Source organism: Halorubrum shenae (genome assembly GCF_051194165.1).
Classification (GTDB): domain Archaea; phylum Halobacteriota; class Halobacteria; order Halobacteriales; family Haloferacaceae; genus Halorubrum.
Map to the genome: position 1 here is coordinate 20,013 of NZ_JBLZNI010000011.1, position 26,153 is coordinate 46,165.

The window sequence follows — 26,153 nt, forward strand, 5'->3', positions numbered from 1 at the left end:
TATTGGTTCCTTATATTCGGAACGCCAAATAGGTTAGGAATATTCGCAACAATAGGAATAATCATAACGTTACGAATATTCACACCCTATGCGTGGGTAGCTGATAGACTGTGGAGTAGGAAGCACCGGGATGCAGCCAGAAACGGTCTGGCCGCCGGCCGAAACGCCTACCCATCAGCGACGAGACAGCGACCGTATGCAAGCCCGTGACCTGATGGAGTCCGACGTGAAGACGGTCGGCCCCGACGACGACGTGGCGGACGCGTTCAAGAAGTTCGCTCGGTACGACTTCAGCGGGTTCCCCGTCGTCGACGACGAGGACCGGCTGGTCGGCGTCGTCACCGAGTCTGACCTCGTCGACCTGTTCGAGCCTGACGACGAGACGCTGTGGATCCCGATCGGGCTTCCCCCGTTCGTCGACACACTCACGTACCAGGTGAAGGCACCGTGGGGCGACCTCGACCTGGGCGTCGACATGCTTCGCAACGCCGACCGCCCGATCTCTGACGTGATGAGCACCGACGTGGCGACCGTCGCCCCCGACACCGACATCGACGACGTGCTCGATCTGCTCTCCGGTGACGACCCGAACATCAACCGGGTGCCGGTCGTCGAAGACGACGGGCGAATCGTCGGAATCATCGCCCGTCAAGACGTTATTCAAGCGTTTCGAGACAAGCGGCTGACGTGAGGATCGGTGGCACGGTCGAACTGCGGTGGCGTTTCAGTCGACCGGTAGAGACTACTAAAGACGGTCAGGGAGAGCATCGGGGACTCGGAGGCCAGCCCCGAACAGCCGGCGAGGCCCGCGCAGAGCGGGACCGCGCCCTGGAGGAGGGTACGGCGTCTCATACGTGGACTGTTCACACGATTTATAAGTGCTTTCTGGAGCGACGGAGTCCGGGGCAGGTGCGTTGCTCCCTCCGCTTACTGCAACCGATACCGCAGGATCGCGGCGATCCCGCCGAGGTTCGAGAGCTGCTCGCCGGGGGCGAACTCCGAGGAGAAGACGACCACGTCGCCGCCCTGCTGTTCGACCGACTCGATCACCTCGTTGACGTCGATCGACCAGTCGCCCTCGTCTTGTCGCTCCATCCGGAGGCGCTCGTCGACCACGAGCAGCGTCTCGATCGCGCCGAACTCGGCGGCCTCTGCCACGTCTTCGGGGCCGTACGTCGCCTTCGCGCCCTGCGCGATCTCGGCGGTGAGGTCGTCGATGAGCGTCGCCTCCTTGGAGATCCGGGTCTCCTTCTGCACCTCGTCGACCGCGCCGCGCTTGAGCACCTCGTGGACGCCCCGATCGCCCGCGGCGGAGGTGTCGACGGTGGTGATCTCCTCGGCCATATCACGGTGCTCCTCTTGGATGTAGTCGAGCGCGTCTTGCTTCGTGAACCCCGGCCCGGCGAGGATCACGGCGTCGGCGTCGAGGTGTGCGAGCGCCTCGCCCAATTCGGCGAACAGCTCCTCCCGGGGGCGGGAGTAGTCGCCCTTCCCGGTCGGCTTCGTGAACGAGGCGTACTCCTCGGTCCCGTACTGCTGGACGGTGTGGACGTAGGCGGCGCCCTCCTCAACGGTCGCGATGGCGACGTCGGGGTTCTCGGCGGCCTCGGTGGCCTCCTCCAACCGCTCCGTCTGGTCCGGCTTGAAGCGTTTCTCCACCGTGATCTCGTCGTGTTCCTCTACGTTGAGCGTGTGGTGGGCGTTGAGCTGGTCCTCGCGCGAGCAGCCGACGATCACGCCCGAGACGCGGAGGCGGTTGGCGAACCGGGCGAACTCCACGTCGTCGACCTGCAGCGTGATGAATAGGTGTTCGCGCTGGCCGCCGGTATCCCGCATCTGGTCGTCGTTCCGCTGGATCCGGCGGGTGGTGTCGCCCTCGACGAGGTCCCCGGGCTCGAGGACGTGCGCGAGGTGCCACAGGTCGTCGACGTTCTCGGGGACGAGAGTGAGCCGCTCTCGACCTTCCTCGCCGTAGCCCCGATCGGTGATGCGCATGTCCGAACGTCACTCCGGTCGCGTATCAACTCTTGTCTTCTGGGTCGGCGACGTCGACGCTCCACTCGAACTCGTCGCCGCCGGCAGCCGTCTCCTCGGTGCTGGCCGCGTTGCGGGCGCGTGTCCCGTCGTCGCTGGCTGTATCGACCGCGCCGCCTCGCTCGCGCTCACCCGACTCACCGCCGGGAGCGTACCAGTCAAACCCGCCGTCCGCCCCGAGAGCGCCGCCTGTCCGGTGGGACGCGGAGCCGTCGGCGCACACCACCTCAGCTCCCGTTTCGTGGAGAGTCACCCCATCGAGCGGAACGGTCCGTCCCGTCTGTACCGCCGGAGGGACCTCGGGGATCCGAGGGTATGCGCGCCCGTTCGACCGGCCGACACGGACTGCGTCCGCCGCGGTCGGATCGACCGACTCGTCGACACCGATCGGCTCGACGACGTCTATCGTCGCCGCCGCCCCACGCCCGTACAGTCCGTAAGCGGCGACGCGGACGACGAAGACGAGCGCGAGGCCGATTACGACCGGGACGAACGGGCCCGCCAGCGCGTAGCCCGCGCCCAGCGTCGCGGCCGCCACGACCCACGCGGCCGCGTAGGCGCTGGAGCCGGCGAGACGAGCAACGCGGCGCGGACGGAAGCCGTCACGGAGGCGCCCGGACGCGGCGAACGCCGCCAGCGCCGCCGGTCTGACGTACGCGAACGCGACGAGGTACACCGCCGAGATCGCCCCGACGAGCCCGCCCGCGAGCGCGATGACGGCGGTCACGCCCCCGTCACCGAGGGCGGTTCTGACTACGTCTGCAGCGGGAGCGGGATCGACGGGCCCAGTTCGAAGAACGCCGCCCGCGAGGGCTACGACCCCGATCACCAGTCCGAGCGGTGCGAGGAGGACGGCGCTCAAAAGCGCCGACTTGAGGCCGTTGCGATACAGGTCATTCCACGCGACGAACGCGGGCGCGCCCTCGGCGTTGCCGTTCGCGACGCCGGCGGCGAGGACGCGGACGAAGTAGCCGCGAGCGACGAACGCGGGCGCGAGCGCCAGCGGAGCGAGCAGAACGAGGGGCGGGAAAAGCAGCGAGCCACCGACCCAGACCGGAGTGACGACCCACGCCAGCAGCGTGAGGAGCCCGCCGACGACGAGAACACCGGCCGCGTCAGTCGAGCGCATCAGCGCGGTCACCGTCCCCCGGAGCATATCAGATCCTGTCACGCGACACAGATAAATGGTACCCGGATCCGACGACTCGCTCGGGAGCAGCGGGCCGGTTTCGCCCCGACCGATCACCGATCGCGGAACCTCCCGAGAGTTTATATAATTTCGTGGAGTAGTGCGAGGTGGCCGCGCGGGACAATCGTGTGCCTCTGACAGAACCGATCCCGGCCGTCCATCGTGACGGCCTATCCCCGTCCGCGGCTTTCGAAGCCACTCGTGATTCTCCGTCAGCCGCCGGTACCGATTTATCACGTCCGGACGTGGGTCGCATATGACCGGTGACGAGCGGACGACCGAGGTGGAGCCGACGCTCCGCAGCTACGGGATCAGCGTCGAGGCCGTCGATGGCGGCGACCCGCTGGATCTCACGTATATGACCGCGTTTCCCGGCCGCGAGGTACATCGCGGCGAGATCGGGCGCGCGCTCAACGCGCTCATCGACCGCGCCGAGGCCGACGCGTGGGACCCCGTCCGGGTCGAGGGGACCGTGGTCCGCTCGCCGGGCGACGTGCTCGGAACGTGGCACGCGGAGGCGGCGTGGTTCGAGGCGCTGATCGCCTACGAGATCAGCGAGACCGAGTTCTCGTCTCGCGTGCTGGAGACGCTGACACACACGGACGACTCCACCCACGTTGAGGACGAAGCGTGACCCGCAAAGACCCGGTGAACCGCGCGCAGCGACGGCTCGTCCGCCCGCCGCGCGAGCGGTTCGCCACCCGGGAGCTCGCGTTCGACGCCGACGGCGATACCTGCCGCGGCACCCTCTATCTGCCGGGCGGCGACGGCGAGGACCCGCCGGTCGTCGTGATGGCGCCCGGCCTCGGCGCGGAGCGGAGCTTCGGCTACCCGGCGGTCGCGGAGCGCTTCGCCGACGCCGGCTACGCGGCGTTTCTCTTCGACTACCGGGAGTTCGGCGCGTCGGACGGCGACTCACAGCTCGTCGATCCCGCGGGCCAGCGCGCGGACTACGCGGCCGCGATCGATCGCGTCCGACGCGTCGACGCGGTCGGCCGCGAGCTGGTTCTCTGGGGCGCGTCGCTGTCTGCCGCGCACGTCCTCACGCTCGCGGCGGAGCGGCGCGACGTCGATGCCGTGATCGGTGCGGTCCCCATGCTTGACGGGCGAGCGATTGCCCGGCGCCGCGGCGGCAAATACCTCGCGCGCTCCGGGATTGCGGGCGTCCAAGACCTGCTCGGTCACCGGCTCGGTCGCGGGCGGACGGTTCCGATCGTCGGGTCTGCTGAGGCGCTTGCGGCGATCACGGAGCCGGGAACGAAGCGGAAGTACCTCGATCTGGTCGACCGCGACTCTGTGTGGCGCAACGAGACGCCCGCGCGGTCCCTGCTCCGGGTGGCGAACTACCGCCCGGTCGAGCGGCTCGACGAGATCCGGGCGCCGACGCTGCTTCTGGCCGGCACGGACGACGCCATCGTCGACAGCGAAGCGGTTGTCGACGCTGGCGATACGCTGTCGCGCGGAACCGTCGTCACCATGCCCGCGGACCACTTCTCTCCGTTCGGCGAGGACTTCGAGCCCGCTGTCGGCCATCAGCTCTCCTTCCTGCGGGACGCGCTCGACTGAGGTGGCTGCCGGCTCGCTCGCCGACGGCGCGCTCCGTTTTTAAGTGCCCGCGGGCCGGATGGTCAGATATGACCACTGTCGCGCTGTTGAGCGTTGCACCGGTGATCGAGGACAGCATGGCCGGCGAGGTCGCGAAGGCCGTCGCCGCGCTCGACGAGTTCGAAGTGAGCTACGAGACGAACCCGATGGGGACCGTGATTGAGGCCGACGACGCCGAAACGGTGTTCGCCGCGGCCGCGGCCGCTCACGACGCCGTCGACGGCGACCGCGTCTCGACGGTCTTAAAAATCGACGACAAGCGGACCGCGGAGACGACCGCCGATCGAAAGGTCGAGGCCGTCGAGGAACACCTCGGTCGAGAGGCGGCGCGAGAGCGCTAGCCGAGCGCCGTCCGTGGCGGGGATTCGTTAGTGGTATTAGTACGTAGTCAGATAGCCACGCATGGCAATACTGGTCACTGGCGGCAGCCGCGGCATCGGACGGGCGATCGCGATCGAGTTCGCCGAGCGCGACGTCGTCGTCAACTACCGGTCGAATGAGGACGCCGCGTCCGAGACGGCGGAGCGGGTCCGCGAGGCCGGCGGGAACGCGATCACGGTTCAGGCCGACGTCTCGGAGTCCGCCGCCGCGGACCGACTGGTCGAGACGGCGGTCGACGCGTTCGATTCGCTCGACGCGGTCGTCAACAACGCCGGAGTCACGCGGCCGAACCGCCTGGAAGAGACGACCGACGCGGACTGGGAGTCGGTGATCGACACCAACCTCTCGGGCGCGTTCCGCGTCACCCGTGCAGCGGCTCCGCACCTCCGGGAGAGCGCGGGTGACGTCGTGTTCATCTCCAGCGTGGGCGGCACGCTCGGGACGGTCGACGCCAGCTACGCCGCGAGCAAGGCCGGACTGCACGGGCTGACGCGCGCGTTGGCTCGAGAGCTCGGCCCGGCCGGCGTACAGGTCAACGCCGTCGCGCCGGGCCCCGTTGAGACCGACCTCAACGACGTCATCCTCGAGTACCTCGAAGCGATCGAGTTTCACGGCCACGAGAACGTCGACACGCACCTCCCCGAGTACGCCTGCTCGCCCGCGGACGTCGCCGACTCCGTCCGGTACCTGATCGATACCGACTACGTCCACGGCGAGATCCTCGAAGTCGACGGCGGCATGCACCTGTGAAGGGGCCGAATACGGTAGGTCCTACACCGCCTCCACGCCCACGTCGCCCCCTGCCGTCGCGTCGCCGGCGGGGTTTTCGACCGTTAGGTCGACGGTCGTCGTGCGCATGACGGTCGCCTCGTCGCCCCCGCCGGCGACGTCCGCGCGGAACACCACGTCCAGCGTGGTCGTGTCCGTCTCGCCGCCGGAGAGATCGGTTGCGGAGAGATTCTCGCTCGTCACGGCGTCCCCTCTGGCGGTCGCGTCGGCACGCTCGAACCGCGCGGTGAGGCCCCCGTCGACCGCGTCGAAGTCGGGCGGTGCGTCAGACGCGGTGTCGGACTGCCCGTCGTCGGGTCTGCCGACCGACGCCACGGCTCCGGGCGTCGCTCCGGGATCGTCCGCCGTGAGCGTCTCGCGGTACACCTTGTCGACGCCGGCGTCGCTTCCCACGGCGAGCGTGAGCGTCACGCGCTCGACGCCCTCGGAGAAGTCGGTCCACGACACCTCGACGGCAGGCGAGAGGTAGACGGACTCGATCCGCCCGTCGTTGCTGGTAACCGTCGGGGCGTCGCCCGCCTCAAAGGCCGCGGGGTCGCCGTCGACCGCGGCCGCCGGTCGACTGGACGCGGCGAGCGCTCCGGCCCCGGTAAGTGCGGCGCCCGCAGCAGCCGCGACCCCGCCGAGGACCGATCGTCTGGTTGGCTCCCGTTGCGCGTCGTCGTCCCGCGAGTGGTCGCTCATCACGGCCCGGAGTGGCCGCGGTATCCGATATAAGGGTCCGGCCGAGAGGCCGCCGCTCACCCCTTAATGTTACACACCGGGAACGTCCGCGCGACCTTGTCGCCGATGCCGAGTTCGTCGCTGACGCGGATCACCTCGTCGATGTCCTTGTAGACGCCGGGCGCCTCCTCGGCGATGGTGGCGCCCGACTGCGCTTTCACGTAGATCTGCTGGTCGCCTTCGAGGTCGTCTTGCACGTCCTCGCCCCAGAACTCCTGTTTCGCCTGCGTCCGGCTCATCAGCCGCCCGGCGCCGTGAGCGGTGGAGCCGAACGAGACCGACATCGACGCCGCGCCGCCGCGGAGCACGTACGAGCCGGCCCCCATGCTGCCGGGGATGATCACGGGCTGGCCGGCGTCGCGGTACACGTCGGGCACGTCCTCGTGGCCCGCGGGGAACGCGCGCGTGGCCCCCTTGCGGTGGACGTACAGCTCGCGGTCAGCGCGGTCGACCGCCTCGTCACCGACCGCGGGACGGCCGTCGGCGTCGACGCCGACCTCGTGGGTCTCCTTCTTCGCGATGTTGTGCGCCACGTCGTACAACAGCTCCATCCCGAGGTCCTCGATCGGGTCGGCGTCGAACACCGCGCCGAACGTCTCGCGGGCCTGATGGGTGATCAGCTGGCGGTTCACCCACGCGAAGTTGATGCAGGCGCCCATCGCGCCGTAGTACTCGTCCGCCAGCTCGGAGCCGGCGGGCGCGGCCGCGAGCTCCTTGTCCGGCAGCGAGTCGAGGAGGTCGCCGTGCTCCTTCTCGATCCGCCGGAGGTAGTCGTTGCAGGTCTGGTGGCCGAGTCCGCGGCTCCCGCAGTGGATCAGGACGACGATCCCGTCCTCCTCGAGCCCGTACTCGTCGGCGACCCCTTCGCGGAACACGTCCGTGACGCGCTGGACCTCCAGGAAGTGGTTGCCCGAGCCGAGCGACCCCATCTGGTTGCGCCCGCGGTCCATCGCCTTCTGCGAGACGTACTCCGGCCGCGCGTCGGGCCGTCGCCCCTCGTCTTCACAGCGCGCGAGGTCGCTTTCGATCCCGTACCCCTCGTCGACAGCCCACTCGACGCCGCGTTCCAAGGCGCCCTCGATGGCGTCGGCGTCGCCGTCGATGACGCCTCCGCCGCCGAGCCCGGAGGGGACCGCCTCGAAGAGCGCGTCGACGAGCTCCGACTCGCGACCGCGCACGTCGTCGTAGGTGAGGTTCGTACGGACCATTCGGACGCCGCAGTTCGAAACAACGAACCCGTTCGCGAGGAACGTGTGGGCATCGTGTGTCACGCCGAGGTCATAGACGCATTTCGATCCTGCGTCCCGGATACCCTCGATTTTGACAGCGACGGCACCGTCCGGTCTGACGTCAAGTTCGGAACGATACTCGTCGAATCCGGGGAACTCATCACCGGGGCGTGGGCGACCCTCGCGCCCGCTCCAGACGCTCCGTTCGACGAACCGGTCGTTGATATCGAACCGATCCACGAGGTCCGAAACTTCACAGCCGCCGTCTGCGAGCGCCTTCGTCTCGGAAGCTATCGCTTCACGCCGCTCGATTTCCCGCTCTTTGGTCCGAAGATACTGAACGGCTTCCATCGCGCTGCGCTGCTTTTCGGGATGGTACCGATAGCCGACGCGACTGAAGAATCGAATCAGGTTCTCGGAGTCGTTTTTGACGCCCAACCGGAGCCGGATCGTCGAAGCCGAACTGTTCGTATCCGTCTCGAACGATTCCATGTCGTTGGTCCGGATACCGACTCGGTCGAGGAACGCGGCCATGTCCGCCAGAAATGCCCTCCCCGCTGCTTCCGTGTCCAGGGTTCGCGTCTGTGAAACCTTCGGACAGTAGAGGTTCTTGTCGTGCTGTGCCGCCGGTGCGTTCATTTCGGCGCCGCAATACGTCGAGTAGAAGAGCGCCTGCTGCCAGTCCGCGAGTCGGTCGAGATAGTCGGGCGTGGTGAATCCTGACGATACTTTCGGGCCCTCCGGGACCCCGAGCTCGACGAACACACGTCGCAGCGCCTTGGAGGTTGTCTTGAAGCTGTACTCCGTCCGCTCGAAGGTGTTTCCGTCAATGTCGTGTGACCGGTCGCGTTCATAGATTTTCGACGGCGTGAACCCGATGGCACGAACGTCGTCTCGTATCTCCTCCAGTTCCTCTGGAGACCCGTAGAACCACGTCTGGCCCTCGCCGCCGTAGGACCCGTCACCGAGGAGGAAGCCGACAATTTTGAGCAGTCGATTGAACGTCTCGTCCGTCGAGCGGAGGGGGAACAGCCCCCGTTCTTCCAGAACCTGACGTATCTGGGGGTTCTCGTCTTCGAAATCCTCCGTTGAGAGGATGGTAAAGTCCTCGGGGGCTTCGTGTTCGAGGCCCTCGAACGGGTGGACGTACACCTCGTCGTCCGCGTCGAGGTCATCGACGGTGATCATCCCGTCTGGTGTCTCGAATCGGTGGTCACCGGTCGCCTCGATTCTCCGACCGGTCGACGTTTCGAGTTCGCACACCGGTTTCGATCCGGATTCGGTGAACAACTGAATCTCCGACGCCAGCAGGTCGTCACCGGTCGCGACGGCTGCACGCTCGTCCTCGAATCGGTCCCGAAGCGTTTTAAGCGGGACCCGACGACCGAACGAGAGTCGAACGTCGGTGTCGCCCGGCAAGCAGTTGATGTCATAGCCGACCGCTCCGGGCGATATACAGCCGGTTCGGGCGTCGATCGCGCCGACGCCGCCGACCGGGAAGCCGTACCCCTGATGGCCGTCCGGCATACAGAGGGCGGGCTCAACCATCCCGGGCAGGTGGGTGGCGTTTTTTAGCTGCTGAAGCGTGTCGTCTTCGCCGATCTCCGCCAACAGGTCCTCGCTGGCAAGCACCCGCGCGGGGACGTTCATGTCGCCCTCGCGGGGGATCTCCCAGACGTGCTCGCGCACCTTCTCCAGTCGGATTCCGTCGAACTCGCGCGTGGTCATACCTGTGATTCGGTGCGGGGGAAGAAGGGCGTTGCGTCAGCGGGCGCGGACGCGGCGGTGCCTGGCGGTCGCGGCCTTCGCTCGCAGGCGAGCGTCACACGTCGAACACGACGTACGCGTACCACTCGTCGTCCCGTCGTTCGAGGGTCATCTCGGAGTACGTGACCGCCTTGATCTCTCGGGCCGTGACGGCGTCAAGGGGAACGCCGCGAGCCGTCGCCTCGACGGTCCACGCCGCGTCGTCGTCGGGGACGGCAGGTTCCGCGACGGCACACCGATGGCCGGCGGGGAGCACGAGCCGCACGTCGCGCTCGTAGATCAACTGATCGAGGTAGTCGAACAGGAGCGCCTCGCGGCTCTCGGCGGTCACGGTGAACTCGAATCGGTCACCGCTCTCGGGAACCGTCTCGCAGCTCGCGGCGGTGAGCCCGTCGGCGACGGCCTCGAACAGCGACGCGAGGGTCGGCGCGATCGCCTCGACCGCGATATCGGCCGTGTGTTCGCGGAGGGCGTAGCTCATCGGTCGTCACCTGGTTCGCCGGGGGCGGTCCGCTTGGTTTCCCGCCCGTCGCGGTCGTCGTCCGGGCGCTTTGCGGCGTCCGACATCGAGGAGTGGTACGAGCCGATCCGCTTCCCGTGACCGGCGTCGCGGACCTGTGTCGGCGACACGCCGTCGGCGTCGGCCGCGGCGCGTTCGAGGGCGACCCCGCTCGTCACCAGCGCACGGATCCCGTCTTCGACGGTTAGGTCGATCTCGACGATCCGGCGCTCGGGGACGAACAGGACGTGGCCGCCCATCACCGGGTTCGGGGCCATCGGCATGAACAGCGTCCGCATTTCATCGCTCCCGGCGGGGGCAGTGATCGCGTCCGGGGGCTCGCTCGTGACGAACGCGAGGGTGTAGGTCCCTTCGGTCGGGAACTCGACGAGGACCACCTCTTGGAAGTTCCCGCTGTCCGACTCCATCATGGCGTCGCTCATCTGTCGGAACCCTTGGTACACGGAGCCGACGCCCGGGATCTGCTCGATCGCGTAGTCGACGTAGTCGACCGCACGCTCGCCGTACCGCGTCGACTCGACGACGATACCGATGAGGAGGATCGACCCGACGAACACGACCGGCGTGGCGATCTCGATGGCGACCTTGCGGCCGATCGGGAGCGTCCCCGGCGGTAACACCGGCACGACCGCCGTGGAAAAGGCGTTCAGGTAGTTGTAGATCGCGTTGAACACCACGCCCAGCACCGCGAGAGTGATGACGGAGGGCACAATGACGGCGATACCGGTCAAAAGCGCCCGTCTGAGGCGTCCGCGGTCAGATGGCGACTCGGCAGCCATTATCGGTCTCACGACCGACCCGACCAAAACGCTTCCGTCGTTAGGTGCGTCCAGGGTATCATCGGAGCCGCCGGTTCGGGGCCGAGCACGGCGAGGGGTCCGGTTCGCGCCAACCCTGCTCGACCGCAACCGTTCCCGGTGGCGGTGGAGTTATATTCCGTTGGCGTGTTAGTTTGCTGCAGTGAGCGTTACCGTGGAAAAGCGGACGGAACCGCCCGGCGAGTCCGACCACGCGGCCGACGCGTGGGAGCTCAAAGAGCGGATCCGATCGGCGGAAGGCGTCCTCCGACAGAGACGGGGGTTCTTCGTCGACGCCTACCGTCGGTCCACGACGCACCTGCTGGTCGAGAGCGACGAGATCGTCGCGTTCGCCTCCGTGCGCCGCGACGGCTACATCTTGTTTCTGGCCGTCCACCCCGATTACCGAGGGCGCGGCCACGCCGAGCGCCTCATCGCCGACGTGGCCGCGGACCACCGATCGGTCACCTGCCACGCCCGGACGACGAACACCGGGGCGCTCGGCTTCTACGAACACCTCGGCTTCGAGGTCGTTCGCCGGATCGACAACTACTACGAGGACGGCGGCGACGCCTACTACCTCAAGCTCGGCGGCGAGTCGCTCCGCGAGCGGCTCTCCGGATTCGTCGGCCGATAGCACTCCCTGGACTGCGCCGGCCCGTGGTACCCCCCGATCCCTCCAGCGCCCGCGAAACCGATAGCCATTAGCGCGCGCCGCGAGGAAAACCGGCCATGACCGAACCCACTCCCGCGTCGCTCGCCGACCGCGTCCGCGAGGGCGACGTGCGCTTCCACGAGCTCGAAGAGCACGCCGACGCCGACACCGCCGCGGCCGCCCGACGCCGGCTCGTCAGCGAGACCGCCGAGGCCGACGTCGACGCCCTCGGCGAGTACGCGTTCGACGCCGCAGACGCCCACGGATCAAACATCGAGAACATGGTCGGCGCCGTGCAGGTGCCGATGGGCGTCGCCGGCCCCGTCGCGGTCGACGGCGGCGCGCTCTCGGGCGAGCGCTACCTCCCGATGGCGACCACGGAGGGCGCCTTGGTCGCCTCCATCAACCGCGGCTGCTCGGTCGTCAACGACGCCGGCGGGGCGACCGCCCGCGTCACGAAGAGCGGGATGACTCGGGCGCCCGTCTTCCGCGTCGCCGACGTGGCCGAGGCGGAGGCGCTCGTCTCGTGGGTCCGCGATAACGAGGAGACGCTGCGGGCGGCGGCCGAGTCGACGACGAGTCACGGCGAACTGCTCGACGTGACCCCGTACGTCGTTGGCAACAACGTCTACCTGCGGTTCCGCTACGACACGAAGGACGCGATGGGGATGAACATGGTCACCATCGCGACCCGCGAGGCGTGCGACGCGATCGAGGCCGAGACCGACGCCTCGCTCGTCGCGCTCTCGGGGAACCTCTGTTCGGACAAGAAGCCGGCCGCGATCAACGCGGTCGAGGGCCGCGGGCGCTCCGTGAGCGCTGACGTGGAGATCCCGCGCGAGGTCGTCGAAGAGCGGCTCCACACGACGCCGGAGTCGATCGCCGAGATCAACACCCGGAAGAACCTCGTCGGCTCCGCGAAGGCGGGCGGGCTCGGCTTCAACGCCCACGTCGCCAACGCGGTCGCGGCGATGTTCCTCGCCACCGGCCAAGACGAGGCGCAGGTCGTCGAAGGCGCGAACGCGATCACGACCGCGGAGACGACCCCCGACGGGGACCTGTACCTCTCCGTGTCGCTCGCGAGCCTCGAAGTGGGCACCGTCGGCGGCGGGACGAAGCTCCCGACGCAGGCCGCCGGACTGGACATCCTCGGCGTCCGCGGCGGCGGCGACCCCGCCGGGAGCAACGGCGACGCGCTCGCGGAGGCGATCGCGGTGGGCGCGCTCGCCGGCGAACTCTCGCTGCTCGCGGCGCTCGGCTCGAGACACCTTTCGTCGGCGCACGCCGACCTCGGGCGGTAGGAGTCGACCGGAGTTCGGTCCTGACCCGTCAGTCCGACCAGACGGCGCAGTCCTCGCGCAGCGCGTCGCGGCCGGCGTCGGTGATTCGGAAGACTTCCTCGCCGGTCACTTGCTCGACGAGCCCCGCCGCATCGAGCGCGTCCAGCCGCGACTCGACGTGGTCGACGTACAGCCCCGTGTTGCTCGCGACGAACGCGGGATAGTCGGAACCGACGTCGTCGAGGTACGCCAACACCCGCTCGTCGGTGCGAGTGAGCGCGATCGTCGGGCGATCCAGACCGCCCTCGCCGTCGCCGTCCTCGGGCGGCGTGTCCCCTCCCGACCCGGCGGTCGGCGCGTCTGACGCGGGCATGTTGTGCATGTGAATGTATACCAATATAAAGAGTATTCCGGCAGTTCCCGCGCGTTGAGAGTCGCCGTCGAGGAGGGGGGGGTGACGAGCCGAGTCGACTCCGGTCGGTTCAGTCGTCGGCGTCTGCCGACCCTTCCTCGGCTGCACTGGCAGTGCCGGACGCGCCGGACGACGAGTTCGGGAGCATCGGCGTTCCGTCGGCGCGAGGGCCAAGTCGGGGGCCGTGCGGCTCCGCATCAGGGTCGATCCGGCGGCGGGTGCGGTAGTCGGTCGAGCGCTCGACCGGGGTGCGGCCGATCGCCGTGATCATCTCGACGTAGTCGTCGAACGAGCGGAACTCGCCGTACTCGCCGCCCGCTCGCTTCGTGATCTCCTCGGAGAGAATGGTCCCCATGAAGTCGTCGGCGCCGCAGTTGAGCAGCTTCAGTCCGTGCGCGTCGCCGGACTTCACCCACGAGGCCTGCACGTGGTCGACGTTGTCCAGGAAGAGGCGCGCGACCGCCACCACCAGCTCGTCCTCGTCGCGCGAGGGGCCGGAGTCGACGACGCCGTGGCGGTAGAGCGGGGTGTTCTGGTGGATAAAGGAGAGCGGAACGAACTCCGTGATCCCGCCGGTCCGGTCCTGCAGATCGCGGATCACCCCTAGGTGCTGGGCGCGGTGTGCGACCGTTTCGACGTGGCCGTACATCATCGTCGAGGTGGTGTCGAGGCCGGCCGCCATCGCGCCCTCCATCGCCGCGACCCAGTCGTCGGTGCGGATCTTCCCGGGGCAGATCACGTCGCGGACCTCGTCGACGAGGATCTCCGCGGCGGTGCCCGGCGCCGAGTCGAGCCCCGCGGCTGCCAGCTCGCGGTACACCGTCTCGTACTCCCAGTCGGTGCCGCGGGCGGCGTGGTACGCTTCCTCCGGCGTCATCGAGTGGACATGGACCCCGCCGACCGACATCGCCTCGATCTGATCGACGTAGGTGCCCGGATCGGTGGCGTACCGCTCGGGCGGCTTGTAGTTCACCTCGCTTTCCGGATCGTCGTACGACCGGAGGATCTCGTGATGCTCCTCGTTCAGCGCGAGCGCGGGGTGGAGTCCGGACACCGAGCACACCTCGTAGACGCCCATATCGAGGGCGTCCTCGACGATCGCGCGGGACTCGGCGGGCGTCTTCGTGAAGCCGGCGTGGTCGGCGTCGCTGTCGGCCTCGAAGGCGTGCGCGGAGTCCTTGAAGTTACAGAACAGACAGCCGGTGTTGCAGGCCGTCGTGACGTTGTTGTTGAGGTTGGCGACGAACGTGACCTCGTCGCCGACCGCCTCGTGGCGCCGGCGGTCGGCGAGTTCGAGGACGCGCTCTTTCCGGACGGGATCGATCCCGTCGGTGTCCGTTCCGGTGGCGAGCAATTCGGTCGCGTCGTCGACTGAGAGGCGGTCGCCGTCGCGGGCCGTCGCTAGCGCGTTCTCGAACGACTGGTCGGTCGACGGCTCTGCGAAGCCGAAGTCGTCGTCGAGGTCGGTGGCGTCGCGGTCTGATGCGTCGGGGTCCCGCGCCGAGTTCATCGCGTGTGTCTCACCATCCTACGGATAAAAACGGGAGGGTCACGGCACTCAGAAAGCGACCGCAACGGGGCGAGTACGGAGAGATCGGCGGTCCCTCATCCTCGACGGCACGACAGAAGAGAGCGGAGTCGGGTCGAGAGACGGCGCTCGAACGTGGATTTAAGTGGCTCACCGAACAACAGAACGGTAACCCGAGGCGGTTCACCCGCCTTTCCCTAATGAGACAATGTCGGGATTCGTCCCTTCGTCGTGGAAGTCACCGCTTCCACCAGACGAGCGGGCACAGGACGCGAGAGACGACGCCGAACTCTCCGTCTCACTGCGGCGAAGCTGTCGTCCGGCACGGAACAACACGTACTCTACGATGAGAGACCAGAAAAGCGAGTTTCTGACCGAGTTCAACGAGCGGATCGATCACCTACCCGAGTCGGTTGACCGAGCAGCGGTCAAGCGTATGCAAATCGTTGCGTACGTTCTCGATGAGGGCATCCGCGTTCCGGGAATCGGCTATCGTATCGGTATCGATCCACTGCTCGGTATTCTCCCAGGGGCAGGAGACGTACTCAGCGGCGGGATCTCGCTGTACATCGTGGCTGAGGCGGCCCGTCTCGGTGTGTCCTACGCGACGCTGCTCAAACTGATCGCGAACATCTCCTTGGACGTGGTCGTGGGAACAATCCCAGTCGTCGGCGATGTCTTTGATATCTTCTGGAAGGCCAACAAGCGCAATTTCAAACTGGTGATAGACGATCTCACGACGGATCGCGATCGCTCGACTCGGTCCTCGAGTGAGCGAACCGAAATCGAGATCGAGTAATCGACGGGGCAGGCAGTCACTCGGTCTCGGTATCGATCACGGACTCGTCGCGTTCGTTCGTCTCGTGTGCATGCGCCGCCCGGTGGGCGTCTTTATAAGCCTGAATCTTCCGGAAGAGCAGGTAGCCAAAGCCTCCGACGTACAGTACCACGAAGACGAAGAACGCGGGAAGTCTGGGGAGACCCGTCGCGGCCTGAATCAGACCGCTTCCGATTCCGACCGTGGTGTTGTACGTCGCGTGGATCACCGCGGCGATGATGAGCCCTTTGACGATGATCGGACCGCGGTTCTCGGGGTTGAACTTCGCTAACCCGAGGTAGTAGCCCGCGAACGCCGAGTAGATGACGTGTCCCGGCCCGGCTAAGGCGCGGGTCGCGGTGATATCTCCGCCGATACCGATCAGGTCCAGCCCCAGCGACAGACCGCCGACCTCTCCGACTGCTCCACTGATGTAGATGGCATTTTCGACGGTCGCGAATCCGAGTCCAGCGACAGCGCCGTACACCGCACCGTCGATAACTGCGGCGAACCGATCGTCGTTGTACGCGTAGAGCCGTACGGCAAGCAGCTTCACCGACTCCTCCACGGGGCCCACGATGAGGTAGAAAAACAGAACCATCCCGATGCCACCGAGCGCCGTGAAAACCGGCTGAAAGGCGCTGTTGGCAACGGCAGCGAAGCCCGCGGTGAGCACGCCGAGTATGAAGGTCGCGGCGAGCAGCGACAGGGGCTCGCTGGACGTCACGTCGCTGTACCAGACGTACCCCGCCAATGCCAGCGCGGGGAGCGCAGAGAGGACCGCTAGCACGCCGATCAGGGGCTCTCTCAGAATACTGAGTCCGCCGATGGCGAGAAAAATCAAGAGCGCGACCAAAATCAGGAGAACCTGGCCGGTCCGAACCGCCAACCAGTAGACTCCGACCGAGACGCTATCGAGGATGGACCGTCGTTCCCACGTCGAGATCCCGTAGAGGTCTTGCTCGTCGTCCGCCGCCTCGACGGGATCTGTCTCGTTATCTACGTCTTGCATGTCGTTTCTGTCGGCGAGTCATTCGCTTCTCGGGCATAGCCAAGAACGAACCCACCGCTCGATGCTTGAGAAACCATTAGCTAGACGTAGCATATTCAAATATATCAAACAGCACTTTATCTCAGTTGATCAATTGTAACACCTAGGGTGACAAAAAGACGCGGTCATGCTGACTGTACACTGTACTCCGCGTGGAGTTTCTGTCCACTACGGAGGCTTTTAAGTGAGCCGAGTGAACGACTGTCACCTCCGAACGCGGCAGGTTCTACGCCAAATCTCGGTCCTCATCGGCGTGCGCTCGGACCCACAGCTCGCCGATCCGCGAGAGGGTGGTCCGATAGGACTTCCCACGCTCCTCGCGCTCGATGTACCCCTTGCCGCCGGGGCCGAGCCGGTCGACGTTGTAGATCACCTTCGAGCGGAACGAGTCGGTGTACTCCTCGTTGAGGTCGGCGGCGAGCGTCTCGGCCAGTTCCGAGACCGACTCGAACTCGCCGTGTTCGCCGAGGGTGAAGAGGACGAGCTCCTCGAACGGTTTGACGTTCTGGAAGGAGGCGACCGGGAGCTCGATCACGTGGCTGTCACCGATGCGCTTCGCGCCGATGGTGGTGCCGCGCTCGTCGAACTCCGCGAGGAGGTCGGTGGTGCTGGCGAGCCTGTCGCTGAGGCGGTCGTCGGCCACCGCGTCGTCCTCGACCAGCGTTTGCAAGAGGTCACGGTTCGCCCGGAGTTCCTCTGCCAGTTCGGTCTCTAAGTACTTCTCCGGGGCGGTGTAGTAGGTGTGGATCCGATCGCGGTCGTCCTGGCGCTCGACCATGATCGAGTGGGCCGCGGTCGCGAACGCGAAGGAGACCGGTCGGGGCATCGAACAGAGGTTCACCCAGACCTCGCGCTTGTCGGGGGCTTCGCCGGAGGCGCCGCCGTCTCCCGCCGCGCCGTCTCCTGCCGCGCCGTCTTCCGTCGTGCCGTCTTCCTCGTCTCGGTCGAGCTCCGCGTTGATCAGGTCGTAGGCGCGCTCGAAGGCGGCGTCGTAGTCGTACACGTCGGTCAGCTGCTCGCGGACCGTCTCGGCGCCGAGCAGGTTCTGGAAGTCCTGTTCGAGTTTGCGCGCGATGTTGCGCGAGTACTCGACGTTGGCCTCGCTCCCGACTGTCCCCTCCAATAGGATCACCCGGTCGACGTCGAACTGGTCCCGGATGAGCGGGGCGATCATGCGGTCGTAATCGAACCCGACCGGCACGATGTGGGTCTGCATACGTGGGACGAAAGGATGGTACTTATAAAAACCACCACTTCCCTTAGCGTTCAACCGAACATCGATCGTGTCTGCTCTACCTCCCGTAGTGGGCTTTAAACGAATCAAACTCTGTATGTGACTCAGAAGTTCACTCGCTTTCGGCTCTGTTGAAACCTCCTTTTTCAGAGACACTACAGTATGACTCAGTTGACCGCCGAAGAGTGCGGGAGGCACAGATATATGAACGGTGATGAATTATCATAACTATGAAAAAATCTCTCCTCGAACAAATAACGAATAAAATTGCATATGAGGAAAACATCAAACCGGAAAATCTTGAGCTTCAACTCCAAAACTACGTCTCTACGGACGCGATACGAGGCTTAGCGAATCAGGAGAATGATGAATGGAATCTTCAATTCGAGACGATGAATCACGTTGTGGAGATCGCAGGGGATGATACTGTTCTGATTGACGGGCAATAAGACGATACGGGCCTAACCCTGAATGAACTGCACTGAGCGATCGCGGTGGAGAACTCCTAATCTCTGAGCATTTCAACGAGGTCTCAATCCCAATATCGAGTCTAGTCTTAGATAGCCTGATAACTATTTTAGGATGCTAGACTTGCATTCGGAACACGCTAACATCGCATGAAGGGGTACACATTACAATTAATATCTCACTTTACTTCCTGTACTATATAGTCAAACGGAGGGTTCTACTGTGGTATTTTGGACACATCGAGATATGTTCGGTTATGACGCTGATGCGGATAACGTGAGATAGGGCAAGTCAGACCGGCCTGTAGAAGCGGTTTTGTCGAATCGAGGGGAAGGGGGTCGAAGCATATCGATCGGTACTCAGCATGATCCGAGCTCATTTCTCTGCTAACTCTGATTCTCTATCCCTTAGATCGAGGCCGATTGCCTCATCTGGATGGATGGGTTCAACTTCGTTTTCGGACATAGGTCTCTCGGCTTAAATCCCGAAAACGGGGGGTGTATAGGCTCTATCATGCGGTCGTGATCGAACCCGACCGGCACGATGTGGGTCTGCATACACCCTGCGTCGGATGGGCGGCGATAAAAACGCCAAGCATCACGCCCGCTTTCTCCGGCCGGGGCACCGAGACCGCGGAGAGCCTCGTGGACCCGACTTTCACACCTCTTCCGACCCGTCCGAACGCACCGGTACGTACTCGACCTGCACGATCTCGTGGATCGTCCCGGCGAACCCGCCCGTGTCGACCTCTTCGTAGCCGGGTCTGGGATCGTCGGTGACGATCCGGTACTCGACGTCGGCGCGGAGGTCCTGCTCCGGATCGACGAAGAGCAGCGATTCGCACGCGCCCCGGTCGCCGCCCCACGTCGGCAGCGTGACCGGGACGGCGTCCGACTCCGCGCGGATGACGTGTCCGGGGACCGAGCGCTCCGGAGCGTCGTCGGTCCCCGAGGACGGTGGAACGGTGATCTCGCCGGGACCGCCGAATCCGGCGTCCTCGACGTCCGACGGATCGGTGACGTAGACGGTCCCGCCCCAGCAGTCGACGTCCTCGTACGGGCCCACTCCCTTGATCCGCAGGTAGGACTTCTTCGAGATGTATCCGGTCCCGCCTTCGGGCGGACCGTTCGGCTTCTCCTCCTCGTCGAGGCCGCCGTCGCACGACCCCTCGTCGTCCTCGATCCGGTCGGTCGACCAGGGGACAAACTCCACGTCGTCGCTGACGCGTTGCCCCTGCGGATTCTCGTTGGGGTTGTCCTCGTGAACGGGGCCGGACTCGTCTCCCCACCAGTTACACGTCGCGTCGATAGTGGTGGTCTCTTCTTCCGGAGCCGTATTTTGGACCCCGTACTCCTCATTGTCCTCGATGTTGTTGTTCTGGAGTATCGCCTCGTAGGCCTCTATGCCTCCGGCTCGATAGCCGACGCGATTCCCCGAGAGCGTGCACTCGCGAACGTCGAGGTAGCCGTGGGGCTGTTCGATACCGGCGCCGTCGCAGTCCCGGACCACGCAGTTCCGTATCGGGGTCGGATCGTCGAAAATCCCGCTATCGCCGTAATTGGTACTCAGTCCAGGCCCGTCGCTCCCGCTGACGAGCGTTCCCTCGATCTTCGAGTCCGGCATCGGCGTGAAGCTGACTGGCCCATCGTTGTCGACGATGCGGCAGTCTTCGATACTCATAATTGCGCTACTCCCTGCCCGGACCGGACTCGCTCTGTTTTGCACGAGGTCGCAGTTTCGCACGGTGACATACTGGCTGTAATCAGAGAGAGAGACACCACTAGAGCCGTTTCGGCGTATCGTCGAATCTTCACAGAGGACATCGTTGGACCGGATGACCCATATTCCAAGCCCAACGGTTTCTTGGATCGTTACCGAGGAGAGAGTTATATTCCGACTGAAGCCGATCCGGACCCCGGTCTCGAAGCCCTGGATCGTGAGATTCCGAACAGTACTTTCGGACGATTCAATGAACAGTCCGGTGCCGGTTCCGTCGCCGTCGAGCGTGTGCCCGTTCCCGTCGAGCGTCACGCCGGACGCGGTGATCCGCAAACAGTCGCCCTCCCCGGAGAGGTCGTCGTCAAGGACGTACTCGCCGGGCTCGTCGATCTCCCGACACTCCGTGATCGTGGTCGGGCCCGCTTGGGCGCCCGTCTGTGAGACGGAGGAGAGTCCGAGCAGACTCACGCTCCCGACGGCACCGATCCGAAGCGCAGTCCGACGCGATAACCCCGTTGAGATATTGTCGCGATTTGACATAGTTGCTGAGATGTTCTCGGCGTCCAGTATCGTTATAGACGTTATAAATAAAATAATTGATAATTATACAGAGGCTATGTTCATCTGTATATCTATAGTACGTATATCTAACATGTCTAGTCGATTGTAACGGCGGAGAGATCCTCGACGATCGCCGTTCGATGAACCGACTACACGGCACCGTATCGCGTGGCAATCGCTGTTGGGGGGTCGCGGTCGTCTAGAGCCGATCGTGGTACCACCGCCCCACCACCGCCGATCGATCGCACCCTTCCGCCAACAGTAGCGTTATTCCCGCGACGCCCGTACCACGATATGGTATGTCACAACAAGGCGTTCAAGAGGAGCTGTACGTCGACCAGTACACGCTCGGACTGGTCGGTCCCGACCAGGAGTGGGCCGGCACGGTCGCCGACGGCGGAACGGTGGAGACGTACACGCCGCCGGGCTGTTGGGGGCCGATGGTCACACCCTCGTTCAGGGGCGGCCACGAGGTGACTCGCCCGATCCGCGTCGAGGGCGCCGAGGTCGGCGACGCGATCGCGATCCACATCCGCGACGTGAGCGTGACGAGCATGGCCACCAGCACGGGCTCGATGGCGGAGCGCGAGAGCGCGTTCGGCGACGACCCCTTCGTCGACCACCGCTGTCCGGAGTGCGGGACGGCGTGGCCCGACTCCGTCGTCGAGGGGACCGGCGAGGACGCGATCCGGTGTGCGGAGTGCGGCGCCAACGCCTCCTCGTTCGGCTTCGAGTACGGGTACACCGTCGCGTTCGACCACGAGAACGCGGTCGGCGTCACCCTCGACAAAGAGGGCGCCCACGAGCTCGCGCTCGACGCAGACAAGGTGATGGACATCCCCGAGAACGCCCGCCAACACCCCATCCTGCTGTACGAGCCGGACGGAATGCCTGGCACGCTCGGTCGCCTCCGACCCTTCATCGGGAACATCGGCACGACGCCGTCGGTGACGATGCCCGACTCGCACAACGCGGGCGACTTCGGCCAGAGCCTCATCGGCGCCGACCACGACTACGGCGTCGAGACCGAGGAGGACCTCGACAAGCGGACCGACGGCCACATGGACATCCCGGAGGTCCGCGCGGGCGCCACGCTGATCTGTCCCGTCGAGATCGACGGCGGCGGGGTGTACGTCGGCGACCTCCACGCGAACCAGGGCGACGGCGAGCTCTCGCTCCACACCACCGACGTGAGCGGCACCGTCACGATGGACGTGGAGGTGATCGAGGGCCTCGATATCGACGGTCCCGTGCTCCTCCCGAACGAGGACGACCTCCCCTTCATCAGCAAGCCCTACAGCGACGCGGAGCGCGAGGCCGGTCGCGACCTCGGCGCGGAACACGGCGTCGACGTCGAGGACGATATGGCGCCGATTCAGGTCGTCGGCTCCGGCGCCACCGTCAACGACGCCACGCAGAACGCGTTCGACCGCGCGGGCCGGCTCCTCGACATGAGCGAGGGCGAGATCCGCGCCCGATGCACCTTCACCGGCGGCGTCCAGATCGGTCGGCTGCCCGGCGTCGTTCAGCTCGACATGCTGGCGCCGCTGGACCTGCTCGACGAGCGCGGACTCGGCGACTCGGTTCGAGAGCAGTACGGGTTGTAGGCCACCGGAAGGAAAAGCGGTAATTCCCCGGCCGCGAAACGACTCCGTATGGACGCACGCGTTCGCGAACACGCGGAGATCATCGCCGACCACTCCACCGGCATCGAGTCGGGCGACGACGTGGTCATCCAAATGCCGAAGGAGGCGGAGGACCTCGCGGTCGCCCTCCACGAGGTCTGCGGGGACCGCGGCGCCAACCCCGTCTACCTCAACTACTCGAAGCGCGCCCAGCGCGCCTTCAAGCGCTCCTCGGACGATTTCAGCGAGCCGAGCCACCGGCGCGCGCTCTACGAGGAGGCCGACGTGTTCATTATCGCTCGCGGCGGCTCGAACGCAACCGAGGACGCCGACATCGATCCGGAGACCAACGCGGCGTACAACCGCGCGATGGAGGACGTCAAGCGGACGCGCCTCTCGAAGACGTGGTGTCTCACGCAGTACCCGACCGCGAGTCACGCCCAGCTCGCCGGGATGAGCACCGAGGCGTACGAGAACTTCGTGTGGGACGCCGTCTCGCTCGACTGGGACGAACAGCGTGAGTTCCAGGCGGAGATGGTCGAGATCCTCGACGAGGCGGACGAAGTTCGGATCAAATCCGGCGACGAGACGGACCTCACGCTCGACGTCTCCGGGAACACCACGCTCAACGACTACGGCGAGGCGAACCTCCCCGGCGGCGAGGTGTTCACCGCGCCCGCGCGAGACGGCGTCGACGGCGAGGTCCACTTCGATCTCCCCCTCTACCGCTACGGCCGCGAGATCGACGGGGTCCGGCTTCGGTTCGAGGACGGCGAGGTCGTCTCCCACTCCGCCGAGCGCAACGAGGACCTCCTCTCCGGCATCCTCGACACCGACGAGGGGTCCCGGCACCTCGGCGAACTCGGTATCGGGATGAACCGCCAGATCGACCGGTTCACCTACAACATGCTGTTCGACGAGAAGATGGGCGACACCGTCCACATGGCGGTCGGCTCCGCGTACCCGGAGACGGTCGGCGGGGACAACGAGGTCAACGAGTCCGCCGAGCACGTCGACATGATCGTCGACATGAGCGAGGACTCCGTCATCGAGGTCGACGGCGAGGTCGTCCAGCGAGACGGGACGTTCGCGTTCGAGGACGGGTTCTGAGGGCGGTCGTCGTTCGAGGACGAGTTCTGAGCGATCCCGCTCGGGTCGCCGGCTTGTCCTCGTCTCCGTCTCGACGGTAGCCGAGGCGCGTATCGGCCTCAAAACGCGCCGAGGTACCGTTTTGCAGGCCCCTTTATTATCTCACCGCGCGTACTCTCGTTCATGCCTGAAGAAGTCCTCTTCGAGTCGGAGAGCCGTCGAACCCGCGGCGATATCGCCGCGTACCTTCGCGCCGTCGCGGACTCGCTGGAGTCCGGTAACGCGATCACCCTGAAGCAAGGCGAGCGGTCCGTGACGATGGACCCGCCGACGCGGCCGACGTTCGAGGTGAAAGCCGAACGCGAAGGACCGGTCGACGGGCCGGGCGAGCGCAGCGTCGAGTTCGAACTCGAGTGGGACGAGGAGAGTGAGGGCGGCGACGGCGACGGGGAGTTGGAGATCGAGTAAGAGCGAATCGTCGTCGACTACGAGAGGGTACTGGAGACCTCGATGAACGCGTCGCGCGCCGACAGGTGATCGAGAGTGTCGTCGACGCGGTCTCGAACCGTCTCTACCCGGTCGAGTAGTTCCTCGTACTCTTCGGTGTTCGCCGCGCCCGCGGCTTCCAGCGCTGCCTTCTTCGACGCCAGCGCGAAGAACTTCTGACTCTGCTCGTTGAACTTCGCGCGGTGGAGCAACACCTCGACGAGAGTGATCAGTTCCTTCTTCGTGACCGGTTTCGTCTTGTAGTCGTCGAACGACATCTCGACGATGTCGACGTCCGGCTCGACCGCCGTCAGCATCGCGATCCGCGCGTCGTACCCCTCCCCGCGGATCGCGTCCAGCACCTCGCGGCCCGACATGTCGGGCATCCGCCGGTCGAGGAGAACCACGTCGACCGACTCGTCCATCAGCGAGAGGGCCTCCTCGCCGCCGGTGGCGATCCGCACGTCGTAGGCGGTGTCGAGGTACACCCGGTACAGCTCGGCAAGGTCGGGCTCGTCGTCGACCGCGAGGACCGTCGGCTGCACACCGGCGTCGCTCATGGCCGGAGCGCCGCAGCCTGCTGATCGCCCGCCGGACGTCCCGATCCGCCGCGGCCGTCCGCCGTTCGTGCATTCATGAGGCGGCCTACTATTGGGACCAGTTTAAACGCTGACTCGTAAGTATCAAAACTGATACCGAACAACTGCGAGCGGACGCCGACGGTCGTTCGATTCGCGTCGAGCCGGCTGGGATCGCACCCCGTAGTTGGACCGGGGCCTGTCGTGACCCAAAGGCACATTTACGCGCGCTTCCTAGCACGGACAACAAATGTCTCACAGCCCATCACTGCCCGACCGTCCCCGTTTGGAGCTCGATCCGGAGATGAGCGAGACGGAGCGACTCGAGGCGATCCGCCAGCACTACCGGCGGATACTGCACGTTAACGACGAGCTCGGAGACCGGCTCGACGACGCGCAGGACCGGCGCGGCGAGCTGAAGACGGACGTCGACGAGCTCAAACGCGAAAACGAGGTGCTGAAGACCTCCTCGCTGTACATCGCCTCGGTCGAGGAGAACACGGAGGACGGCGTCGTCATCAAACAGCACGGCAACAACCAGGAGGTGCTGACGCAGGCGTCCACGACGCTCGAGTCCGATCTCCGACCGGGCGACCGCGTCGCGATCAACGATTCCTTCGCGGTCCAGCAGGTGCTCGACGACGAGACCGACTCCCGGGCGCAGGCGATGGAGGTCACCGAGTCGCCCGACGTCGAGTACGACGATATCGGCGGGATCGACGACCAGATCCGCGAGGTCCGTGAGGCCGTCGAGGACCCGCTCGACGACCCAGAGCAGTTCGAGGCCGTCGGCGTCGATCCGCCGAGCGGCGTCCTCCTGCACGGCCCGCCGGGCACCGGGAAGACGATGCTGGCGAAGGCGGTCGCCAACGAGTCCGACGCCACCTTCATCAAGATGGCCGGCTCCGAGCTCGTCCGGAAGTTCATCGGCGAGGGCGCCCGGCTCGTCCGGGACCTGTTCGAGCTCGCCGCCGAGCGCGAGCCCGCCGTCATCTTCATCGACGAGATCGACGCCGTCGCCTCGAAGCGGACGGACTCGAAGACCTCGGGCGACGCCGAGGTCCAGCGGACGATGATGCAGCTGCTCTCCGAGATGGACGGCTTCGACGACCGCGGCGAGGTCCGGATCATGGCCGCCACCAACCGCTTCGACATGCTCGACGAGGCGATCTTGCGCCCCGGTCGCTTCGACCGGCTCATCGAGGTGCCGGAGCCGAACGCCGAGGGTCGCGAGCGCATCTTGGAGATTCACACGCAGGAAATGAACGTCGCCCCGGACACCGACGTGGGCGCGATCGCACGCGAGCTCGACGGCTACAGCGGTGCCGACATCGCCTCGCTGGCGACCGAGGCCGGGATGTTCGCGGTCCGCGACGGCCGCACCGAGGTCACGCAGGCGGACTTCGAGCAGGCCCGCGAGAAGCTGCAGGACGCCGAGCAGACCGAAGAGCAGGTCATCAACTACCAGTACTAGCGGTACTGATCGGCGGTCGTTTTTGCGTTTTTGAGGTCTCTAGCGGTGGATAGGCGGTGAACATCTCCAAAGCCCCAGCCGTGAGGCGGGCGCACGCTCGCTGTGCGCTTCAGTCGCTCACTCCGTTCGCTCCTTGCAGTGC

At 65.7% G+C, this 26,153-nt stretch carries 24 protein-coding genes and 3 pseudogenes; 13 read left to right on the plus strand and 14 right to left on the minus strand.

Annotated features, from left to right (window positions below):
- Positions 1–196: 196 nt before the first annotated feature.
- Entirely contained in the window at positions 197–691 is a 495-nt protein-coding gene (locus ACNS88_RS12710) for a CBS domain-containing protein (RefSeq protein WP_435098211.1), read from the plus strand.
- A gap of 236 nt (positions 692–927) precedes the next feature.
- Here the strand turns inward: ACNS88_RS12710 and ACNS88_RS12715 are convergent, their stop codons facing one another.
- Together ACNS88_RS12715 and ACNS88_RS12720 are read right to left on the minus strand one after the other, a co-directional pair.
- Complete coding sequence (locus tag ACNS88_RS12715) at positions 928–1,995, minus strand: mRNA surveillance protein pelota (protein WP_435098214.1); 1,068 nt, start codon at positions 1,993–1,995, stop codon at positions 928–930.
- 25 nt (positions 1,996–2,020) lie between these two features.
- Positions 2,021–3,190: a DUF4013 domain-containing protein gene (locus ACNS88_RS12720; protein ID WP_435098217.1), complete on the minus strand. Its 1,170-nt coding sequence runs from the start codon at positions 3,188–3,190 to the stop codon at positions 2,021–2,023.
- Positions 3,191–3,479: 289 nt separating this feature from the next.
- On the opposite strand from ACNS88_RS12720, the gene ACNS88_RS12725 reads away from it, so the two are divergent.
- The 4 genes from ACNS88_RS12725 to ACNS88_RS12740 all read left to right on the plus strand — a co-directional run bounded on the left by ACNS88_RS12725 (position 3,480) and on the right by ACNS88_RS12740 (position 5,959).
- Positions 3,480–3,857 carry a DUF8159 domain-containing protein gene (locus ACNS88_RS12725; RefSeq protein WP_435098219.1) on the plus strand — a complete coding sequence of 126 codons (378 nt, stop codon included), beginning with the start codon at positions 3,480–3,482 and terminating at the stop codon, positions 3,855–3,857.
- A complete protein-coding gene (locus tag ACNS88_RS12730) occupies positions 3,854–4,789 on the plus strand; it encodes an alpha/beta hydrolase (RefSeq protein ID WP_435098222.1) in 936 nt (311 codons plus the stop codon). Before ACNS88_RS12725 ends, ACNS88_RS12730 begins: the two co-directional genes overlap by 4 nt.
- Before the next feature lie 68 nt (positions 4,790–4,857).
- Positions 4,858–5,169 carry an MTH1187 family thiamine-binding protein gene (locus ACNS88_RS12735; protein ID WP_435098225.1) on the plus strand — a complete coding sequence of 104 codons (312 nt, stop codon included), beginning with the start codon at positions 4,858–4,860 and terminating at the stop codon, positions 5,167–5,169.
- A gap of 61 nt (positions 5,170–5,230) precedes the next feature.
- Entirely contained in the window at positions 5,231–5,959 is a 729-nt protein-coding gene (locus ACNS88_RS12740; RefSeq protein WP_435098228.1) for an SDR family NAD(P)-dependent oxidoreductase, read from the plus strand.
- 21 nt (positions 5,960–5,980) lie between these two features.
- On the opposite strand, the gene ACNS88_RS12745 is transcribed toward ACNS88_RS12740, so the two are convergent.
- From ACNS88_RS12745 to ACNS88_RS12770, 6 genes and pseudogenes are all read right to left on the minus strand, one after another.
- On the minus strand, positions 5,981–6,682 hold the full coding sequence (locus tag ACNS88_RS12745; protein WP_435098231.1) for a hypothetical protein: 702 nt from the start codon (positions 6,680–6,682) through the stop codon (positions 5,981–5,983).
- 56 nt (positions 6,683–6,738) lie between these two features.
- Positions 6,739–8,034, minus strand: a pseudogene (locus tag ACNS88_RS12750) (RtcB family protein); the annotation flags it as partial.
- 1,131 nt (positions 8,035–9,165) lie between these two features.
- Positions 9,166–9,369, minus strand: a pseudogene (locus ACNS88_RS12755) (hypothetical protein); the annotation flags it as partial.
- A pseudogene (locus ACNS88_RS12760) lies at positions 9,370–9,678 on the minus strand (RtcB family protein); the annotation flags it as partial.
- Positions 9,679–9,772: 94 nt separating this feature from the next.
- Positions 9,773–10,198 carry an archease gene (locus tag ACNS88_RS12765; protein WP_435098234.1) on the minus strand — a complete coding sequence of 142 codons (426 nt, stop codon included), beginning with the start codon at positions 10,196–10,198 and terminating at the stop codon, positions 9,773–9,775.
- Positions 10,195–11,016, minus strand: coding sequence for a DUF502 domain-containing protein (locus ACNS88_RS12770; protein WP_435098237.1), 822 nt, complete (start codon positions 11,014–11,016; stop codon positions 10,195–10,197). The genes ACNS88_RS12765 and ACNS88_RS12770 overlap by 4 nt, the downstream gene beginning before the upstream one ends.
- Positions 11,017–11,197: 181 nt before the next feature.
- Here ACNS88_RS12770 and ACNS88_RS12775 point away from each other — a divergent pair, with 181 nt between their 5' ends.
- Both ACNS88_RS12775 and hmgA read left to right on the plus strand, forming a co-directional pair.
- Positions 11,198–11,671: a GNAT family N-acetyltransferase gene (locus ACNS88_RS12775; RefSeq protein ID WP_435098240.1), complete on the plus strand. Its 474-nt coding sequence runs from the start codon at positions 11,198–11,200 to the stop codon at positions 11,669–11,671.
- 95 nt (positions 11,672–11,766) lie between these two features.
- The gene (hmgA, locus tag ACNS88_RS12780; protein ID WP_435098243.1) at positions 11,767–12,990 is read left to right on the plus strand and encodes a hydroxymethylglutaryl-CoA reductase (NADPH); all 1,224 of its coding nucleotides are present in this window, start codon (positions 11,767–11,769) and stop codon (positions 12,988–12,990) included.
- A gap of 28 nt (positions 12,991–13,018) precedes the next feature.
- Here hmgA and ACNS88_RS12785 read toward each other — a convergent pair whose 3' ends face one another.
- Positions 13,019–13,342, minus strand: a complete 324-nt coding sequence (locus ACNS88_RS12785) for a DUF2250 domain-containing protein (protein ID WP_435098246.1) — start codon at positions 13,340–13,342, stop codon at positions 13,019–13,021.
- Positions 13,343–13,451: 109 nt separating this feature from the next.
- Complete coding sequence (gene cofH, locus ACNS88_RS12790) at positions 13,452–14,891, minus strand: 7,8-didemethyl-8-hydroxy-5-deazariboflavin synthase subunit CofH (RefSeq protein ID WP_435098249.1); 1,440 nt, start codon at positions 14,889–14,891, stop codon at positions 13,452–13,454.
- A 364-nt stretch (positions 14,892–15,255) separates the two neighbouring features.
- On the opposite strand from cofH, the gene ACNS88_RS12795 reads away from it, so the two are divergent.
- A complete protein-coding gene (locus ACNS88_RS12795) occupies positions 15,256–15,708 on the plus strand; it encodes a DUF4112 domain-containing protein (RefSeq protein ID WP_435098252.1) in 453 nt (150 codons plus the stop codon).
- 16 nt (positions 15,709–15,724) lie between these two features.
- Here ACNS88_RS12795 and ACNS88_RS12800 read toward each other — a convergent pair whose 3' ends face one another.
- Positions 15,725–16,738: a PrsW family intramembrane metalloprotease gene (locus ACNS88_RS12800; RefSeq protein WP_435098255.1), complete on the minus strand. Its 1,014-nt coding sequence runs from the start codon at positions 16,736–16,738 to the stop codon at positions 15,725–15,727.
- A 265-nt stretch (positions 16,739–17,003) separates the two neighbouring features.
- Positions 17,004–17,993: an HFX_2341 family transcriptional regulator gene (locus ACNS88_RS12805; RefSeq protein WP_435098258.1), complete on the minus strand. Its 990-nt coding sequence runs from the start codon at positions 17,991–17,993 to the stop codon at positions 17,004–17,006.
- A 248-nt stretch (positions 17,994–18,241) separates the two neighbouring features.
- On the opposite strand from ACNS88_RS12805, the gene ACNS88_RS12810 reads away from it, so the two are divergent.
- Positions 18,242–18,460, plus strand: a complete 219-nt coding sequence (locus ACNS88_RS12810; RefSeq protein ID WP_435098261.1) for a HalOD1 output domain-containing protein — start codon at positions 18,242–18,244, stop codon at positions 18,458–18,460.
- Positions 18,461–19,136: 676 nt separating this feature from the next.
- Here the strand turns inward: ACNS88_RS12810 and ACNS88_RS12815 are convergent.
- The gene (locus ACNS88_RS12815; RefSeq protein ID WP_435098264.1) at positions 19,137–20,666 is read right to left on the minus strand and encodes a right-handed parallel beta-helix repeat-containing protein; all 1,530 of its coding nucleotides are present in this window, start codon (positions 20,664–20,666) and stop codon (positions 19,137–19,139) included.
- 392 nt (positions 20,667–21,058) lie between these two features.
- Between ACNS88_RS12815 and ACNS88_RS12820 the strand changes: the two genes are divergently transcribed.
- From ACNS88_RS12820 to ACNS88_RS12830, 3 genes are all read left to right on the plus strand, one after another.
- Positions 21,059–22,366 (plus strand): acetamidase/formamidase family protein, encoded by a 1,308-nt coding sequence (locus ACNS88_RS12820; RefSeq protein WP_435098267.1) that lies wholly within the window; start codon positions 21,059–21,061, stop codon positions 22,364–22,366.
- A gap of 48 nt (positions 22,367–22,414) precedes the next feature.
- A complete protein-coding gene (locus ACNS88_RS12825; protein ID WP_435098270.1) occupies positions 22,415–23,494 on the plus strand; it encodes an aminopeptidase in 1,080 nt (359 codons plus the stop codon).
- Between the two features lie 162 nt (positions 23,495–23,656).
- On the plus strand, positions 23,657–23,941 hold the full coding sequence (locus ACNS88_RS12830) for an amphi-Trp domain-containing protein (protein WP_435098273.1): 285 nt from the start codon (positions 23,657–23,659) through the stop codon (positions 23,939–23,941).
- Positions 23,942–23,958: 17 nt separating this feature from the next.
- Here ACNS88_RS12830 and ACNS88_RS12835 read toward each other — a convergent pair whose 3' ends face one another.
- Positions 23,959–24,519, minus strand: coding sequence for a response regulator (locus ACNS88_RS12835; RefSeq protein ID WP_435098276.1), 561 nt, complete (start codon positions 24,517–24,519; stop codon positions 23,959–23,961).
- A gap of 268 nt (positions 24,520–24,787) precedes the next feature.
- On the opposite strand from ACNS88_RS12835, the gene pan2 reads away from it, so the two are divergent.
- On the plus strand, positions 24,788–26,011 hold the full coding sequence (gene pan2, locus ACNS88_RS12840) for a proteasome-activating nucleotidase Pan2 (RefSeq protein WP_435098279.1): 1,224 nt from the start codon (positions 24,788–24,790) through the stop codon (positions 26,009–26,011).
- Positions 26,012–26,153 lie beyond the last annotated feature (142 nt).

What these genes read in the sequence shown, in the direction of transcription:
- ACNS88_RS12710 (WP_435098211.1), top strand. Translation starts at nt 197, where the DNA reads ATGCAAGCCCGTGACCTGATGGAGTCCGACGTGAAGACGGTCGGCCCC.
- ACNS88_RS12715 (WP_435098214.1), bottom strand. Translation starts at nt 1,995, where the DNA reads ATGCGCATCACCGATCGGGGCTACGGCGAGGAAGGTCGAGAGCGGCTC.
- ACNS88_RS12720 (WP_435098217.1), bottom strand. Translation starts at nt 3,190, where the DNA reads ATGCTCCGGGGGACGGTGACCGCGCTGATGCGCTCGACTGACGCGGCC.
- ACNS88_RS12725 (WP_435098219.1), top strand. Translation starts at nt 3,480, where the DNA reads ATGACCGGTGACGAGCGGACGACCGAGGTGGAGCCGACGCTCCGCAGC.
- ACNS88_RS12735 (WP_435098225.1), top strand. Translation starts at nt 4,858, where the DNA reads ATGACCACTGTCGCGCTGTTGAGCGTTGCACCGGTGATCGAGGACAGC.
- ACNS88_RS12740 (WP_435098228.1), top strand. Translation starts at nt 5,231, where the DNA reads ATGGCAATACTGGTCACTGGCGGCAGCCGCGGCATCGGACGGGCGATC.
- ACNS88_RS12745 (WP_435098231.1), bottom strand. Translation starts at nt 6,682, where the DNA reads ATGAGCGACCACTCGCGGGACGACGACGCGCAACGGGAGCCAACCAGA.
- ACNS88_RS12765 (WP_435098234.1), bottom strand. Translation starts at nt 10,198, where the DNA reads ATGAGCTACGCCCTCCGCGAACACACGGCCGATATCGCGGTCGAGGCG.
- ACNS88_RS12770 (WP_435098237.1), bottom strand. Translation starts at nt 11,016, where the DNA reads ATGGCTGCCGAGTCGCCATCTGACCGCGGACGCCTCAGACGGGCGCTT.
- hmgA (WP_435098243.1), top strand. Translation starts at nt 11,767, where the DNA reads ATGACCGAACCCACTCCCGCGTCGCTCGCCGACCGCGTCCGCGAGGGC.
- ACNS88_RS12785 (WP_435098246.1), bottom strand. Translation starts at nt 13,342, where the DNA reads ATGCCCGCGTCAGACGCGCCGACCGCCGGGTCGGGAGGGGACACGCCG.
- cofH (WP_435098249.1), bottom strand. Translation starts at nt 14,891, where the DNA reads ATGAACTCGGCGCGGGACCCCGACGCATCAGACCGCGACGCCACCGAC.
- ACNS88_RS12795 (WP_435098252.1), top strand. Translation starts at nt 15,256, where the DNA reads ATGAGAGACCAGAAAAGCGAGTTTCTGACCGAGTTCAACGAGCGGATC.
- ACNS88_RS12800 (WP_435098255.1), bottom strand. Translation starts at nt 16,738, where the DNA reads ATGCAAGACGTAGATAACGAGACAGATCCCGTCGAGGCGGCGGACGAC.
- ACNS88_RS12805 (WP_435098258.1), bottom strand. Translation starts at nt 17,993, where the DNA reads ATGCAGACCCACATCGTGCCGGTCGGGTTCGATTACGACCGCATGATC.
- ACNS88_RS12810 (WP_435098261.1), top strand. Translation starts at nt 18,242, where the DNA reads ATGAAAAAATCTCTCCTCGAACAAATAACGAATAAAATTGCATATGAG.
- ACNS88_RS12820 (WP_435098267.1), top strand. Translation starts at nt 21,059, where the DNA reads ATGTCACAACAAGGCGTTCAAGAGGAGCTGTACGTCGACCAGTACACG.
- ACNS88_RS12825 (WP_435098270.1), top strand. Translation starts at nt 22,415, where the DNA reads ATGGACGCACGCGTTCGCGAACACGCGGAGATCATCGCCGACCACTCC.
- ACNS88_RS12830 (WP_435098273.1), top strand. Translation starts at nt 23,657, where the DNA reads ATGCCTGAAGAAGTCCTCTTCGAGTCGGAGAGCCGTCGAACCCGCGGC.
- ACNS88_RS12835 (WP_435098276.1), bottom strand. Translation starts at nt 24,519, where the DNA reads ATGAGCGACGCCGGTGTGCAGCCGACGGTCCTCGCGGTCGACGACGAG.
- pan2 (WP_435098279.1), top strand. Translation starts at nt 24,788, where the DNA reads ATGTCTCACAGCCCATCACTGCCCGACCGTCCCCGTTTGGAGCTCGAT.